This is a genomic window from Limosilactobacillus agrestis (assembly GCF_014145585.1).
Lineage (GTDB): Bacteria > Bacillota > Bacilli > Lactobacillales > Lactobacillaceae > Limosilactobacillus > Limosilactobacillus agrestis.
The window spans coordinates 58,045-71,187 of the sequence record NZ_JACIVF010000018.1; the positions used below are offsets into that span (position 1 = coordinate 58,045).

Genomic DNA, 13,143 nt, shown 5'->3' on the forward strand with positions numbered 1-13,143 from the left:
TTTACCAAACGTAAGCGATAACTTCGCCACCGATTTTCTTAGCACGAGCAACTTTATCAGTAACAACACCTTCAGATGTTGAAATGATAGCAATACCTAATCCATTAAGAACCTTAGGCACAGCATCTGACTTGACGTACGTACGTAAACCAGGCTTAGAAATACGCTTTAAGCCAGAAATAACACGTTGACCGTCATTGCCGTACTTTAAGAACACACGGATGATGCCTTGCTTGTTATCGTCAACGTATTCAACATCGCGAATGAAACCTTCGTTCTTTAAGATTTCAGCGATGTCCTTCTTCATCTTTGATGCAGGTGCTTCTACTGATTCGTGTTGAGCCATGTTAGCATTACGAATACGAGTTAAGAAATCTGCAATTGGATCACTCATAGACATCGATGTTTTCCTCCTTTTGTCGGTTTTTTGTTTACCAGCTAGCCTTCTTCAAACCAGGAATTTGTCCTTTATGGGCAAGTTCTCGTAAGCAAATCCGGCATAGGTGGAATTTACGGTAAACAGAGTGCGGACGTCCACAACGTGCACAACGCGTGTATTCACGACTTGAGAACTTAGCTGGACGGTTGCACTTAGCAATCATTGATTTTTTAGCCAATTTGTGGAACCTCCTTTATTTAGCAAACGGCATACCGAGTTGAGCAAGTAATTCGTGGGATTCTTCATCAGTTTGTGCAGTTGTTACAATAACGACATCTAAACCACGAACTCGGTTAACTTTATCATAATCAATTTCTGGGAAAATTAATTGTTCATGGATACCAAGAGTGTAGTTACCACGGCCATCAAATGCCTTGTTACTTACACCATGGAAATCACGAACCCGTGGCAATGCCACATTAACTAACTTATCCAAGAAATCATACATCCGTTCACCACGTAAGGTTACCTTAGCACCAATTGACATACCTTCACGAAGACGGAACCCAGCAATTGACTTCTTTGCCTTAGTAATTAAAGGTTTTTGACCAGAAATTAAACCAAGTTCTTCAACAGCTTCATCAAGATTCTTGGAGTTAGTAGTTGCATCACCAACACCCATGTTTAAAACAATCTTGTCAATCTTTGGTGCTTGCATAACTGAAGAGTAGTTAAACTTTTCAATTAATGCTGGACGAATTTCATTTTCGTATTTAGCTTTCAAACGGTTTTCCATTAGAAGTTATTCCTCCCTTCCTTAAAAATTAGTCAAGTGTCTTACCTGACTTCTTTGCAACACGAACCTTCTTACCATCAACGAACTTGTAACCTACGCGAGTTGGTTCATTTGTTGAAGGATCAATCAGCATTACGTTTGAAGCATTGATTGCAGCTTCTGTATCAATAACACCACCATTAGGATTTGAGTTGCTTGGCTTTTGGTGTTTCTTAACGATGTTTACACCTTCAACGATAACGCGGTTTTGAGAAGCGAGTACCTTTTTAACAGTACCTTCTTTGCCCTTATCCTTACCAGCGATTACGCGAACCTTATCACCTGTTTTAATGAACATGTTGATTGTGCACCTCCTTATTTTCGGTAAAATCTTTAGAGAACTTCTGGAGCTAATGAAACGATCTTCATGAAGTCGTCTCCACGAAGCTCACGAGCGATTGGGCCAAAAATACGGGTACCCTTAGGGCTCTTGTCGTTGTTAATTAAAACAGCGGCATTTTCATCAAACTTAATGTATGAACCATCCTTACGGTGAATACCATGCTTAGTCCGTACAACAACGGCCTTAACAACATCACCCTTTTTGACAACGCCACCTGGTGTTGCCTGCTTTACAGTAGCAACAATGATGTCACCAATATTACCTGTCTTAACCCGGGAACCACCTAAAATCTTAATAACTAAGATTTCACGAGCACCGGAGTTATCAGCGACCTTCAACCGACTTTCTTGTTGAATCACGGTTAATGTCCTCCTTCCATTTACAAATAAGAATTAGAATACGAATATTTTTAGAGTTGTCTGCTAAATTAAAGGGTAGCAGCTTTTTCGACAATCTTTACAAGACGGAAACGCTTCTTAGCTGATAATGGCCGAGTTTCCATAATTTGTACAGTGTCACCGGTCTTAGCTTCGTTGTTTTCATCGTGTGCATAGTACTTCTTTGAATACTTAACACGCTTACCATAGATAGGTGCACTCTTGTAAGTATCAATTACAACAGTGATGGTCTTATCCATTTTATCAGAAACAACGTGGCCCTGGTAAACCTTACGTGCATTACGTTCTTCACTCATGCGCTAATCCTCCTTTTCGTATTCTTATTTGTTTAATTCTTGTTGACGAAGAACTGTCTTAACCCGTGCAATGTCCTTGCGTACTTGCTTAAGACTTGCAGTATTTTCCAACTGGCCGGTTGCTAATTGGAAACGTAAGTTAAACAATTGTTCCTTCAGTTCCTTTTCACGGTCAAGTAGCTTATCAGTGGTTAATCCATTCAGTTCTTGTACATAATCTTTACTTTTCATTAGATTGTCCACCTACTTCCTCACGTTGTACGATCTTAGTGCGAACTGGCAACTTGTGACCGGCAAGACGTAAAGCTTCACGAGCGACCTCTTCAGAAACGCCCCCTACTTCAAACATTACCTTGCCACGTTTTACTGGAGCAACCCATCCTTCAGGAGCACCTTTACCGTTACCCATCCGGACCCCAACACCTTTACTAGTGTATGAGAGTTGTGGGAAGATCTTAATCCAAACTTTCCCACCACGCTTCATGTAACGCGTCATAGCGATACGAGCAGCTTCGATTTGACGGTTGCTAATCCAATGTGAATCAAGAGCTTGTAAACCAAATTCACCAAAAGTAACAGTTTTTCCACCCTTAGCTTCACCGCGCATATGACCACGTTGAACCTTACGGTGCTTTACACGTTTTGGTACTAACATGTGTTACTTCCCTCCTTGTTCATCATTGTTTGAGTTCTTCTTAGTAGGAAGCACTTCACCACGGTAGATCCAAGTCTTTACACCAAGAACACCGTATGTAGTATTAGCTTCATCCCAAGAATAATCGATATCAGCACGAAGTGTATGCAACGGAACAGTACCATCTGAGTATGATTCAATCCGTGACATATCTGCACCGTTCAAACGACCAGCAACTTGAGTCTTGATACCCTTCGCACCAGCACGCATAGCACGTTGCATAGCTCCACGCATAGCACGACGGAAAGCAATACGAGCTTCTAATTGTCGTGCAATACTTTCACCAACAAGGTGAGCATCTAAATCTGGTTTCTTAATTTCCACAATATTAATGTGAACACGTTTACCAGTTAATTTGTTAAGTTCTTTACGAAGTGCTTCAACTTCTGAACCACCTTTACCAATAACCATTCCTGGCTTGGCAGTATGAATTGATACGTTTACGCGGTTAGCGGCACGTTCAATTTCAACGGTTGATACAGAGGCATCAGCAAGTCGCTTTTCAATATACTTACGGATTCGAAGGTCTTCGTTAAGGTAATCAGCAAAGTCCTTGTCAGCGTACCACTTTGCAGTCCAATCACGAATGACCCCAACACGAAAACCATTAGGATTGATCTTTTGACCCACTATTCATTCCTCCTATCGTTCTGTAACAACCACTGTAATATGACTAGTTCGCTTGTTAATTGGGGAAGCAGAACCTTTCGCACGAGGACGGAATCGTTTAAGAGTTGGTCCTTCGTTAGCAAAGGCTTCACTTACAACCAATGAAGCACGATCTAAGTCGAAATTGTTTTCAGCGTTTGCAACAGCAGATTTTAATACTTTTTCAACATCTGAAGCGGCACCACGAGGGGTGAACTTCAAAATAGCAAATGCTTCGGCAACACTCTTGCCACGAATAGCATCTAATACAAGACGAACCTTACGAGCAGAAACTCGTACCATCTTGGCAGTAGCCTTAGCTGACGTAATATTTTCAGCCATATCTTATTTCACCCTCCTTACTTACCTGTCTTCTTGTCATCAGAAGCATGACCATGGAAAGTCCGAGTAGGAACAAATTCACCCAACTTGTGACCAACCATGTCTTCTTGTACGTAAACTGGTACGTGCTTCCGACCATCATATACTGCAAAAGTGTAACCAATAAAACTTGGGAAAATGGTAGAACGACGTGACCATGTCTTGATGACAGTTTTCTTTTCAGAACCTTCTTGCTCCTTAACCTTCTTCAGTAATGAAGCATCAGCGAAAGGCCCTTTTTTCAAACTACGACCCATTTAGTGTACCTCCTCTCGGGTATTAAAACGTATATAAATATTAACGAGTATGTGGACCGCGCTTCCGACCACGAACAATAAACTTGTTTGAACGAGCTTTGTGTGAACGGGTCTTCTTACCAACAGTCTTCTTACCCCATGGAGAAAGAGGAGATGGTAAACCAACTGGTTGCTTACCTTCACCACCACCATGTGGGTGATCGTTAGGGTTCATAACAGAACCACGAACGTGTGGACGTTGACCAGCGTAACGAGTACGGCCAGCCTTACCTTTGATAATTAAGGCATGTTCATCATTACCAACAGTACCAATAGTGGCACGGCAAGTAGCAAGTACCATACGAACTTCACCAGAAGAAAGACGTACTAAAACGTATTTTTCTTCCTTACCAAGTAATTGAGCTGAGGCACCAGCTGAACGAGCAAGTTGACCACCCTTACCTGGCTTTAATTCAATATTGTGAATAACAGTACCAACTGGAATGTTCTTTAAAGGAAGAGCATTACCAACTTTGATATCAGCATCAGGGCCAGATTGAACAGTCATGCCAACCTTTAAGCCCTTAGGTGCAATGATATATGATTTAGTACCATCAGCGTAAACAAGTAAAGCAATGTTTGCAGTACGATTTGGATCGTATTCAATTGCCTTAACAGTTGCTGGAACATCATCTTTAATTCGCTTAAAGTCAATAATACGGTATTGACGCTTTGTACCACCACCACGGTGACGAACAGTAATGTGGCCATAACTATTACGGCCAGCAGTATGCTTTAACGGAGCCAACAATGATTTTTCAGGTGTTGTCTTCGTGATTTCAGCGAAGTCATAACCGTTCATGTTCCGGCGACCGTTAGTGGTTGCTTTATATTTACGAATTCCCACTGTTTTTTCCTCCTTTTTTTAATGATTAGTTTTCGTTGTTGTCGTTAAACAACTTAATTTCATTTGAATCGGCAGATAAAGTAACAATAGCCTTACGACGACGCTTAGTGTAGCCTTCATAACGACCTTGGCGCTTTAACTTACCCTTTACATTCATAATGTTAACTTTTACAACTTTAACGTCAAAAATTTCTTCAACAGCATTTTTAACTTGTGTCTTAGTTGCTCGTAAATCAACATCAAAAGTGTAACGCTTATTGTCCATACCAGCCATTGAAGCTTCAGTAACTACTGGACGTAAAATAATATCGCGTGCTTCCATTATGCGAGCACCTCCTCTACTTGAGAAAGAGCTGACTTAGTGATAACAATCTTTTGATTATCAACAACATTTAAGATGTTAACACCTGCTGGAGTAACAACTGTAGCATTCGCTAAGTTACGTGCCGATAAAGCAGCATTTTTGTCATCATCAGTGACAACAATTAATGTCTTTTCAGCAACGTTCAAGTTACTCATAACATCAGCAAATTCTTTTGTCTTTGGTGCATCAAAGTTTAATGCATCAACTACTACGAAGCTGTTATCAAGAACCTTTTGAGAAAGGGCTGACTTGATTGCAAGTTGACGAACCTTACGAGGTAGGCTGTACTTGTATGAACGCGGAGTAGGTCCAAAAACAATACCACCACCACGGAATTGTGGAGAACGGATAGAACCCTGACGAGCACGGCCGGTACCCTTTTGACGCCATGGCTTTTTACCACCACCGCTAACTGCAGAACGATTCTTTACAGCATGTGTACCTTGACGTAATGAAGCACGTTGACGCAAAATTGCATCAAACACAACATTTTCATTTGGTTCAACGCCAAATACTGCATCGTTTAATTCAACAGTACCGTTTTGGCTACCATCTTGTTTGTACAAATTAACGCTAGTCATTATTTACTTCCTCCTTTCTTCTTATTTATTGTGTTGTTTGCTAAGACTTTTCTTAGTGTTAGCCTTAACTGAGTTCTTAATAGTTACGTAAGACTTGTTTGCACCAGGAACATTACCCTTGATAAGTAATACGTTGTTGTCAAGATCAACCTTAACAACTTGTAAGTGTTGCATGGTAACAGTCTTGCCACCCATACGGCCAGGAAGCTTCATACCTTTGAATACTCGGTTGATAATAGCCCCCAATGAACCAGGACGACGGTGGTAACGAGAACCGTGTGCCATAGGTCCACGAGATTGATTATCCTTATGGATGTTACCTTGGTAACCATGACCCTTGGTAGTACCCGTAACGTCGACAGTTTCACCTTCTGCGAAAACGTCAGCCTTAACTTCGTCTCCGACTTTAATGTCCCCTAATTCAGCGTCGCGGATTTCACCGATGAAGCGCTTAGGGGTCGTATTTGCTTTTGCTGCATGACCTTGTTCAGGCTTGTTACTCAATACTTCCCGCTTGTCATCAAAACCAAGTTGTACAGCACTGTAACCATCATTTTCAACAGTCTTAATTTGCATTACAACGTTTGGTGTAACATCGATAACAGTAACTGGAACTAATTCACCATTATCAGTGAACACTTGAGTCATTCCAACCTTTTTACCTAAGATTCCTTTGGTCATGAGTACACCTCCAATTTTATGTTTTATGTATAATTCTTATTCTAGCAATTAAAGCTTAATTTCAATATCAACACCACTAGGAAGATCAAGTTTCATTAATGAATCAACAGTCTTAGGTGTTGGGTCAACAATATCGATCAAACGCTTGTGTGTGCGCATTTCGAATTGCTCCCGTGACTTCTTAAATTTGTGTGGTGAACGGATAACAGTGTAGATAGTCCGTTCAGTTGGTAACGGAATAGGACCTGAAATTTGAGCACCTGTCCGCTTAGCGGTTTCAACAATCTTATCAGCAGATTGATCTAAAATGCGGTGTTCATAAGCCTTTAACCGAATACGAATCTTTTGTTTTGCCATTATGTTCCCTCCTTCGTCAGATTTCAAATTTGACTAGCTCCGCGGAAATTACCGCCACATCCTGTGGCAAAGCGGCCGGGTGTGTCGCAACCTTCCGCATCAACGCTTCGCAGCTTTTACTTAATAGGGGGTAAGGCAAATCTACCTCCAAAGCTCAAGCACTTATCCATAGTACTAAAAAAATTTAATTAGATCAAGGGTAATTTCGTAATATTTTCGATTGAAATATTTTTGTAAAATTTTCACCCTAAATCAACCACAAAATTTCTGATTTGAAGAAACTATTTATTTTCTTTGACACAACATAGTTTATATGTGGCCTTACTATTTTAATCTTGAAAAATTCAAACATTACGTCATAATATGAAATTTGTCTTAAATAACGCTAAGTTTGACTACTCTAACGGGCCATTAAAAGGTATCAATTGCAAAATCAAAACGCTAAAACGAACTTGTTATAGTTTTGCTAATCCAAAATTTTTCTTTTTAAGAATTGATTGTATTTTTTCGTAAAAAATACCCCCTACATTTTCGTAGGAAGTATTTTCAGTCAACCATACCAGTTAACAGATATCCAGAAATAAACAAGCAGCTCATGCCAAAATCCAGGCACAAGCTGCTTGCTTAAGCTTATTCAATTTTCCTATCAGGATTTCTTAACGAAAAGTCAATTAAACCATAGTTCTTGATAGATTTGAGATCACAATGTCAATAATTAGTTATTGCCACCGTTTTTCTTAATAATATCTTCTTGAACAGACTTAGGGACGGCTGAGTAGTGATCGAAAGTCATAGTGAAGGTACCACGACCTTGAGTTGCTGAACGCAATGCAGTGGCATATCCAAACATTTCAGAAAGCGGAACAAATGAGTGGATCAATTGAGCATTACCACGTTCTTCCATACCATCAATAGTACCACGACGAGCCGTTACTTGTCCCATAACATCACCCATGTTATCTTGTGGTACAACAATGTCAACCTTCATAATTGGTTCAAGAATAACAGGATCAGCTTTCTTTGCAGCATTCTTAAGAGCTAATGATGCAGCAACCTTGAAGGCAGCTTCACTAGAGTCGACTTCGTGGTAACTACCATCGTAAAGCTTAGCGTGCATATCAACAAGTGGGTATCCTGCAAGGACACCATTTTGCATAGCTTCTTTTAATCCTTGTTCAACTGCAGGGATAAATTCACGAGGAACAACACCACCAACGATGGCATCTTCAAATTCGAATCCTTCCCCTTCTTTAAGTGGTGTAAATTCGATCCATACATCACCGTATTGACCTTTACCACCAGATTGCCGAACGAACTTACCTTGAGCACTTGCTTGTTTAGTAAATGCCTCACGGTATGAAACTTGTGGTTTACCAACAGTAACTTCGGCATGGAATTCCCGACGAAGACGTTCAACAATAATATCCAAGTGTAATTCACCCATACCAGCAATTAATGTTTCACCAGTTTCAGGGTTAGTTTCAGCCTTGAAAGTTGGATCTTCTTCGGCAAGTTTTTGAAGTCCCTTGTCCATCTTATCTTGGTCAGCCTTAGATTTAGGTTCAACAGAAACTTGAATAACTGGTTCTGGGAAGTCCATTGATTCAAGTTGAAGTGGGTGATCAGGATCAGTTAAGGAGTCACCAGTAGTTGTGTTCTTCAAACCAATAGCAGCCGCAATATCACCAGAGAATACTTCTGGAATTTCTTGTTGTTGGTTAGAATGCATTTGAAGCAAACGACCAACACGTTCACGCTTATCCTTAGTTGCATTAAGAACGTATGAACCTGATTGAAGTGAACCTGTGTAAACACGTAAGAAGGTTAAACGACCAACAAATGGGTCAGTAGCAATCTTAAATGCTAAAGCTGCAAAAGGCTTGTTATCTCCAGCAGTTAATTCAACTTCATTTCCTTCAGCATCATGGGCAACAAAAGGCTTAACATCAAGTGGTGATGGTAAGTAATCGATAACAGCATCAAGCATCATTTGGATACCTTTATCTTTGTAAGCTGAACCAGCTAATACAGGGAAGACCTTTTCTTCCAAAGTACCCTTACGAATAGCTGCTTTGATTTCATCAACAGTAATTTCGTCCCCTTCAAGGTACTTTTCCATTAAGTTATCATCAATGTCAGCTAATGTTTCAATCATTTCATCATGACGCTTTTGAGCTTCTTCCTTCATATCATCAGGAATCTCAACAGTATCCCAGTTGGTACCAAGCTTATCTTCATCATAAACATAGGCAACCATCTTAACTAGGTCAATTAAACCGATAAAGTCATCTTCAGCCCCAATTGGCATTTGAATAGGAAGTGGAGTAACGTTTAAACGGTCTTTAATAGTTTGAACAGAATAATCAAAGTTAGCCCCAACCTTGTCCATCTTATTAGCAAAAACAATACGAGGAACATCAAAAGCATCGGCTTGACGCCAAACAGTTTCAGTTTGTGGTTCAACACCAGCTTGCGCATCAAGAACAGTTACGGCACCATCAAGGACCCGGAGTGAACGTTCAACTTCGACAGTGAAGTCCACGTGTCCTGGAGTATCAATAATATTGATACGGTGGTCTTTCCAAACAGCAGTTGTAGCTGCAGAAGTAATGGTGATACCACGTTCCTTTTCTTCATCCATCCAGTCCATTTGTGAAGCACCATCATGGGTTTCACCAATCTTGTGAATCTTACCAGTATAGTAAAGAATCCGCTCAGTTGCAGTCGTCTTACCAGCATCAATGTGTGCCATGATACCGATGTTACGAGTTTTAGCAAGTGGGTATTCACGTTTATTAGCCATCTTAAAAGAGTATCTCCTTCCGAAATATGGTTATACTTATTTTACCATTATTTTCAAAAAGGGGTGACGTAATCGATGTTTGAACGTCACCCCTTCACTGAAACTAGTTAAATAACCAGAATCAAATGACAGTGATTATTACCAGCGGTAGTGTGCGAATGCACGGTTGGCTTCTGCCATACGGTGCGTATCTTCACGCTTTTTAACTGAAGCTCCAGTATTGTTTGAAGCATCGATGATTTCACGTGCAAGACGTTCAACCATTGTATGTTCACCGCGCAAACGTGCGTATTGAACAATCCAACGAAGACCTAACGTAGTACGACGGTCTGGACGAACTTCAATCGGAACTTGGTAGTTAGAACCACCAACACGACGAGCCTTAACTTCCAAGACAGGCATAACATTTTCCATTGCTTGTTGGAATACTTCAACTGGATCATTACCAGTTTCGTTCTTAATTTCATCAAAAGCAGCGTATAAAATCTTAGTAGCAGTTCCACGCTTACCATCAATCATTAAGTGATCAATTAAGCTAGTAACCAACTTTGAGTTGTACATTGGATCTGGTAAAATTTCACGCTTTTGTACATGTCCTTTACGTGGCATTACTTAACTCCTCCTTAAAATTACTTCTTATCCTTAGGCTTCTTAGTACCGTACTTAGAACGTGATTGCATACGGCCTTCAACACCAGCAGTATCTAGAGTACCACGGATGATGTGGTAACGAACCCCAGGTAAATCCTTAACACGACCACCACGAATTAAAACAACTGAGTGTTCTTGGAGGTTATGTCCAATACCAGGAATGTAAGCAGTAACTTCGATTAAGTTTGAAAGGCGTACACGGGCGTACTTCCGTAAAGCTGAGTTAGGCTTCTTAGGTGTCATAGTACCCACACGAGTAGCAACTCCACGCTTTTGTGGTGATGGAGTCTTAATTTCTTCTTTCTTGAAAGTGTTGTAAACATAACCAAGAGCTGGTGATTTTGACTTGCCCTTGTGGCTCTTACGGCCCTTACGTACCAATTGGTTAATAGTTGGCATTATTTTTCCCCTTCCTTAATTCAAATCAATTTAAGTCCACACATCCAGGCGGTTCTTTTTTATGAATAAAAAAAGCCTGTATGCATTTATAAAATTTTTGTGCCTTCGTTGACGCATCTGCCCAACGACAGACACTCCGTTGCTAAAAAAGCACCTTAAATAGACTATCATGCTCCCCAATGAATGTCAATGTACCCTCATCAATTTCTTTTAAATTGTTAATTTAAAAGTGAATTTCAATAAAAATTACGTATTTATCTATTGGGAGGTTTTTTATGTTATTTATATCATTTTTATTTGGTGCTTCTTTAGCTTCGTTTATTGCTTCTTATAGCTTCCGCCTTGTCAATAATTATCCTTTAACCATCCCTCAACGTTCATATTGTGATAATTGTCATTCTATTTTGCGGTGGTGGCATCTTATTCCGATCGTTAGTTTTATTGTCCTTCGTGGTCAATGTCACTATTGCAAACAAAAAATCAGTTTATATTTGCCAGTAATTGAACTTTTATCCGGAATTACGTTTGCTATTTTTTTCATTTATGAACCTGTTCATGACCTAATCATTATTAGCTTTCTCTCTAGCTTAATTTTCCTAACTTATACTGATTTTTTTAATCATATAATATATTCTTATTCATTACTGGGGCTGGTACCTATTGCCTTACTATCCGTTCCACAAAATTATTTCTATAACTTGATATTTGCCTGTATACTTGCAGTCAGCCTACTATTATTTGCCACTGTTACTAAGACATTAGGAATTGGCGACATTGAATTTTTATTTGTAATATGTTTGGTATGGGGATGGTATCAAACACTTCTAATTATCCAATGGAGTTCTTTAATCATGCTATTCGCTTTTTTGTTCACGAAAAAAAGTCAACTTCCGTTTATTCCCGCACTAGCTTTTACTACTATCCCATGTCTTTTTATACAAGGTTGTTAAAAAAATAAAAGACCAGAGTATACCCCAGTCCTTTACGGTACTTAATTAGTATTTTCTTTTACCGGCTTCAGTTTTACTACAAATAGATTTTGCCCAAATTGAGCGAGATTTTCAATGTTTTGCAGCAATAAAAGCAACCAAGAGAAAGCCAAGCCAAATTCAAACAATTCGAATGCCGTTAAAGAAAGATAGTCAGTTAACTTAAAAACAATGTATTCGATACTCATGCTGGCTCCAATCGTGTAAGAAATCACCAAAAATTGTTTAGTAACTTCAGGCAGAACCCATCTAATAACTACAATCAAAATCAACATAATATAAACAAGCCACATTGAAATTCTGTCATGTAGAACGTGAAATTCTGGATTATTAGGAAAAAGTCCAATAGAAGCAATGCAGATAGCTAACATAATTAATAGCCACCGCAATACTTGAATTTTATAACCACGATACCGACGCTGAATATTTACAAACAAGTAATCAACGAGGGCAATCATCAACAAGCCTGTAAAAATCAAAGTTATATTAAATTGCAGACTAGTAGAGTTTTTTGCTGTTCCTAAAAAGCTGAAATTATAACGCCACCAGTCTCGTTTAGAATTAGTCAGCATTGAAAAGAGCATTCCACCAATGATCATTATTGTTAATAAATTAGTGATAACTCCTGACGATAATGTTAACGCCAAATTAATCATAATGTAGTTTATTGCCGCAATAATCACAAATATAAAAACAGTTGCCGTATAAATATCAAACCGCGCATCCTTAAACATTTGACCGAATAACCAAAAAATTGCCGATAGTGAAAAAGCAATAATTAGCCCACATGCAATCGTAATTGTTGGCAAACTCCGCCAATGAAAATCTTTACTAGGCCCTTTCCCGCGAATTTTAGTAATAATAAAAGTTGTCAAAAATGATAGGACACCACTACATACTCCGAGAATTAAAGCGCCATTTGCAATCGAATAATCATCACCCGTGATTGGTACTGTACTAACCTTTTTAGCACTAAAAAAAATTAAAAATATCACGGCTAAGATAATTGAAGGAATCACATACCAAAAAATATTAATTTTAGGTAATTGATCACTCACATTTATTGGACGGATATTAATTTGCTTATGATTAACACTGAGAGAGAGTTCTTCATTAATAGAAAAATCTGTCTTATTAAATGCCGATTCAGGGATTTCTATCTGATATTTTTTTGCCAAGTAATCACCTCATTTTAAACTAAA

21 protein-coding genes and 1 pseudogene are annotated in these 13,143 nt (G+C 39.2%); 2 read left to right on the forward strand and 20 right to left on the reverse strand.

Going from position 1 to position 13,143, the window contains the following annotated elements; all coding sequences use genetic code 11:
• Position 1: 1 nt before the first annotated feature.
• From rpsH to rpsJ, 16 genes are all read right to left on the reverse strand, one after another.
• Positions 2-400 (reverse strand): 30S ribosomal protein S8, encoded by a 399-nt coding sequence (gene rpsH, locus H5R88_RS01410; protein ID WP_003664546.1) that lies wholly within the window; start codon positions 398-400, stop codon positions 2-4.
• A 31-nt stretch (positions 401-431) separates the two neighbouring features.
• Positions 432-617 carry a type Z 30S ribosomal protein S14 gene (locus H5R88_RS01415; protein WP_003664547.1) on the reverse strand — a complete coding sequence of 62 codons (186 nt, stop codon included), beginning with the start codon at positions 615-617 and terminating at the stop codon, positions 432-434.
• A gap of 15 nt (positions 618-632) precedes the next feature.
• On the reverse strand, positions 633-1,175 hold the full coding sequence (gene rplE, locus H5R88_RS01420) for a 50S ribosomal protein L5 (protein WP_153709926.1): 543 nt from the start codon (positions 1,173-1,175) through the stop codon (positions 633-635).
• A 28-nt stretch (positions 1,176-1,203) separates the two neighbouring features.
• Entirely contained in the window at positions 1,204-1,512 is a 309-nt protein-coding gene (rplX, locus tag H5R88_RS01425) for a 50S ribosomal protein L24 (RefSeq protein ID WP_182578452.1), read from the reverse strand.
• 35 nt (positions 1,513-1,547) lie between these two features.
• Positions 1,548-1,916 carry a 50S ribosomal protein L14 gene (rplN, locus tag H5R88_RS01430; protein ID WP_003664550.1) on the reverse strand — a complete coding sequence of 123 codons (369 nt, stop codon included), beginning with the start codon at positions 1,914-1,916 and terminating at the stop codon, positions 1,548-1,550.
• A 68-nt stretch (positions 1,917-1,984) separates the two neighbouring features.
• The gene (gene rpsQ / locus H5R88_RS01435) at positions 1,985-2,251 is read right to left on the reverse strand and encodes a 30S ribosomal protein S17 (protein WP_003664551.1); all 267 of its coding nucleotides are present in this window, start codon (positions 2,249-2,251) and stop codon (positions 1,985-1,987) included.
• 24 nt (positions 2,252-2,275) lie between these two features.
• On the reverse strand, positions 2,276-2,482 hold the full coding sequence (rpmC, locus tag H5R88_RS01440; RefSeq protein WP_003664552.1) for a 50S ribosomal protein L29: 207 nt from the start codon (positions 2,480-2,482) through the stop codon (positions 2,276-2,278).
• The gene (gene rplP, locus H5R88_RS01445) at positions 2,472-2,906 is read right to left on the reverse strand and encodes a 50S ribosomal protein L16 (protein WP_003664555.1); all 435 of its coding nucleotides are present in this window, start codon (positions 2,904-2,906) and stop codon (positions 2,472-2,474) included. The genes rpmC and rplP overlap by 11 nt, the downstream gene beginning before the upstream one ends.
• A 3-nt stretch (positions 2,907-2,909) precedes the next feature.
• Complete coding sequence (rpsC, locus tag H5R88_RS01450; protein ID WP_003664556.1) at positions 2,910-3,575, reverse strand: 30S ribosomal protein S3; 666 nt, start codon at positions 3,573-3,575, stop codon at positions 2,910-2,912.
• A gap of 12 nt (positions 3,576-3,587) precedes the next feature.
• Positions 3,588-3,935, reverse strand: a complete 348-nt coding sequence (gene rplV, locus H5R88_RS01455) for a 50S ribosomal protein L22 (RefSeq protein WP_003664558.1) — start codon at positions 3,933-3,935, stop codon at positions 3,588-3,590.
• 17 nt (positions 3,936-3,952) lie between these two features.
• A complete protein-coding gene (rpsS, locus tag H5R88_RS01460; protein ID WP_003664560.1) occupies positions 3,953-4,231 on the reverse strand; it encodes a 30S ribosomal protein S19 in 279 nt (92 codons plus the stop codon).
• Positions 4,232-4,271: 40 nt separating this feature from the next.
• Positions 4,272-5,117 (reverse strand): 50S ribosomal protein L2, encoded by an 846-nt coding sequence (gene rplB, locus H5R88_RS01465; RefSeq protein WP_003664563.1) that lies wholly within the window; start codon positions 5,115-5,117, stop codon positions 4,272-4,274.
• Between the two features lie 25 nt (positions 5,118-5,142).
• Entirely contained in the window at positions 5,143-5,439 is a 297-nt protein-coding gene (gene rplW, locus H5R88_RS01470; RefSeq protein ID WP_134989429.1) for a 50S ribosomal protein L23, read from the reverse strand.
• On the reverse strand, positions 5,439-6,062 hold the full coding sequence (gene rplD / locus H5R88_RS01475) for a 50S ribosomal protein L4 (RefSeq protein WP_153709923.1): 624 nt from the start codon (positions 6,060-6,062) through the stop codon (positions 5,439-5,441). The genes rplW and rplD overlap by 1 nt, the downstream gene beginning before the upstream one ends.
• Positions 6,063-6,083: 21 nt before the next feature.
• Positions 6,084-6,743 carry a 50S ribosomal protein L3 gene (gene rplC / locus H5R88_RS01480; protein ID WP_003664567.1) on the reverse strand — a complete coding sequence of 220 codons (660 nt, stop codon included), beginning with the start codon at positions 6,741-6,743 and terminating at the stop codon, positions 6,084-6,086.
• Between the two features lie 48 nt (positions 6,744-6,791).
• Entirely contained in the window at positions 6,792-7,100 is a 309-nt protein-coding gene (gene rpsJ / locus H5R88_RS01485) for a 30S ribosomal protein S10 (RefSeq protein ID WP_003664569.1), read from the reverse strand.
• A gap of 342 nt (positions 7,101-7,442) precedes the next feature.
• On the opposite strand from rpsJ, the pseudogene H5R88_RS01490 reads away from it, so the two are divergent.
• Positions 7,443-7,613: pseudogene (locus tag H5R88_RS01490) on the forward strand (transposase); the annotation flags it as partial.
• Positions 7,614-7,815: 202 nt separating this feature from the next.
• Here H5R88_RS01490 and fusA read toward each other — a convergent pair.
• From fusA to rpsL, 3 genes are all read right to left on the reverse strand, one after another.
• On the reverse strand, positions 7,816-9,903 hold the full coding sequence (gene fusA, locus H5R88_RS01495) for an elongation factor G (RefSeq protein ID WP_182578453.1): 2,088 nt from the start codon (positions 9,901-9,903) through the stop codon (positions 7,816-7,818).
• Positions 9,904-10,041: 138 nt separating this feature from the next.
• A complete protein-coding gene (gene rpsG / locus H5R88_RS01500; RefSeq protein ID WP_003668788.1) occupies positions 10,042-10,512 on the reverse strand; it encodes a 30S ribosomal protein S7 in 471 nt (156 codons plus the stop codon).
• A gap of 20 nt (positions 10,513-10,532) precedes the next feature.
• Positions 10,533-10,952 (reverse strand): 30S ribosomal protein S12, encoded by a 420-nt coding sequence (rpsL, locus tag H5R88_RS01505; RefSeq protein WP_182578454.1) that lies wholly within the window; start codon positions 10,950-10,952, stop codon positions 10,533-10,535.
• A gap of 275 nt (positions 10,953-11,227) precedes the next feature.
• Between rpsL and H5R88_RS01510 the strand changes: the two genes are divergently transcribed.
• The gene (locus H5R88_RS01510; protein WP_182600087.1) at positions 11,228-11,902 is read left to right on the forward strand and encodes a prepilin peptidase; all 675 of its coding nucleotides are present in this window, start codon (positions 11,228-11,230) and stop codon (positions 11,900-11,902) included.
• A gap of 41 nt (positions 11,903-11,943) precedes the next feature.
• On the opposite strand, the gene H5R88_RS01515 is transcribed toward H5R88_RS01510, so the two are convergent.
• Positions 11,944-13,119 (reverse strand): DUF998 domain-containing protein, encoded by a 1,176-nt coding sequence (locus tag H5R88_RS01515; RefSeq protein WP_182578456.1) that lies wholly within the window; start codon positions 13,117-13,119, stop codon positions 11,944-11,946.
• Between the last annotated feature and the right edge of the window lie 24 nt (positions 13,120-13,143).

Coding starts and splice junctions, on each gene's coding strand:
- rplX (WP_182578452.1), bottom strand. CDS start 1,512: ATGTTCATTAAAACAGGTGATAAGGTTCGCGTAATCGCTGGTAAGGAT.
- rplD (WP_153709923.1), bottom strand. CDS start 6,062: ATGACTAGCGTTAATTTGTACAAACAAGATGGTAGCCAAAACGGTACT.
- rplE (WP_153709926.1), bottom strand. CDS start 1,175: ATGGAAAACCGTTTGAAAGCTAAATACGAAAATGAAATTCGTCCAGCA.
- rpsJ (WP_003664569.1), bottom strand. CDS start 7,100: ATGGCAAAACAAAAGATTCGTATTCGGTTAAAGGCTTATGAACACCGC.
- H5R88_RS01510 (WP_182600087.1), top strand. CDS start 11,228: ATGTTATTTATATCATTTTTATTTGGTGCTTCTTTAGCTTCGTTTATT.
- rpsG (WP_003668788.1), bottom strand. CDS start 10,512: ATGCCACGTAAAGGACATGTACAAAAGCGTGAAATTTTACCAGATCCA.
- rplW (WP_134989429.1), bottom strand. CDS start 5,439: ATGGAAGCACGCGATATTATTTTACGTCCAGTAGTTACTGAAGCTTCA.
- rplC (WP_003664567.1), bottom strand. CDS start 6,743: ATGACCAAAGGAATCTTAGGTAAAAAGGTTGGAATGACTCAAGTGTTC.
- rpmC (WP_003664552.1), bottom strand. CDS start 2,482: ATGAAAAGTAAAGATTATGTACAAGAACTGAATGGATTAACCACTGAT.
- rpsS (WP_003664560.1), bottom strand. CDS start 4,231: ATGGGTCGTAGTTTGAAAAAAGGGCCTTTCGCTGATGCTTCATTACTG.
- rplP (WP_003664555.1), bottom strand. CDS start 2,906: ATGTTAGTACCAAAACGTGTAAAGCACCGTAAGGTTCAACGTGGTCAT.
- fusA (WP_182578453.1), bottom strand. CDS start 9,903: ATGGCTAATAAACGTGAATACCCACTTGCTAAAACTCGTAACATCGGT.
- rplV (WP_003664558.1), bottom strand. CDS start 3,935: ATGGCTGAAAATATTACGTCAGCTAAGGCTACTGCCAAGATGGTACGA.
- rpsL (WP_182578454.1), bottom strand. CDS start 10,952: ATGCCAACTATTAACCAATTGGTACGTAAGGGCCGTAAGAGCCACAAG.
- rpsH (WP_003664546.1), bottom strand. CDS start 400: ATGTCTATGAGTGATCCAATTGCAGATTTCTTAACTCGTATTCGTAAT.
- rpsQ (WP_003664551.1), bottom strand. CDS start 2,251: ATGAGTGAAGAACGTAATGCACGTAAGGTTTACCAGGGCCACGTTGTT.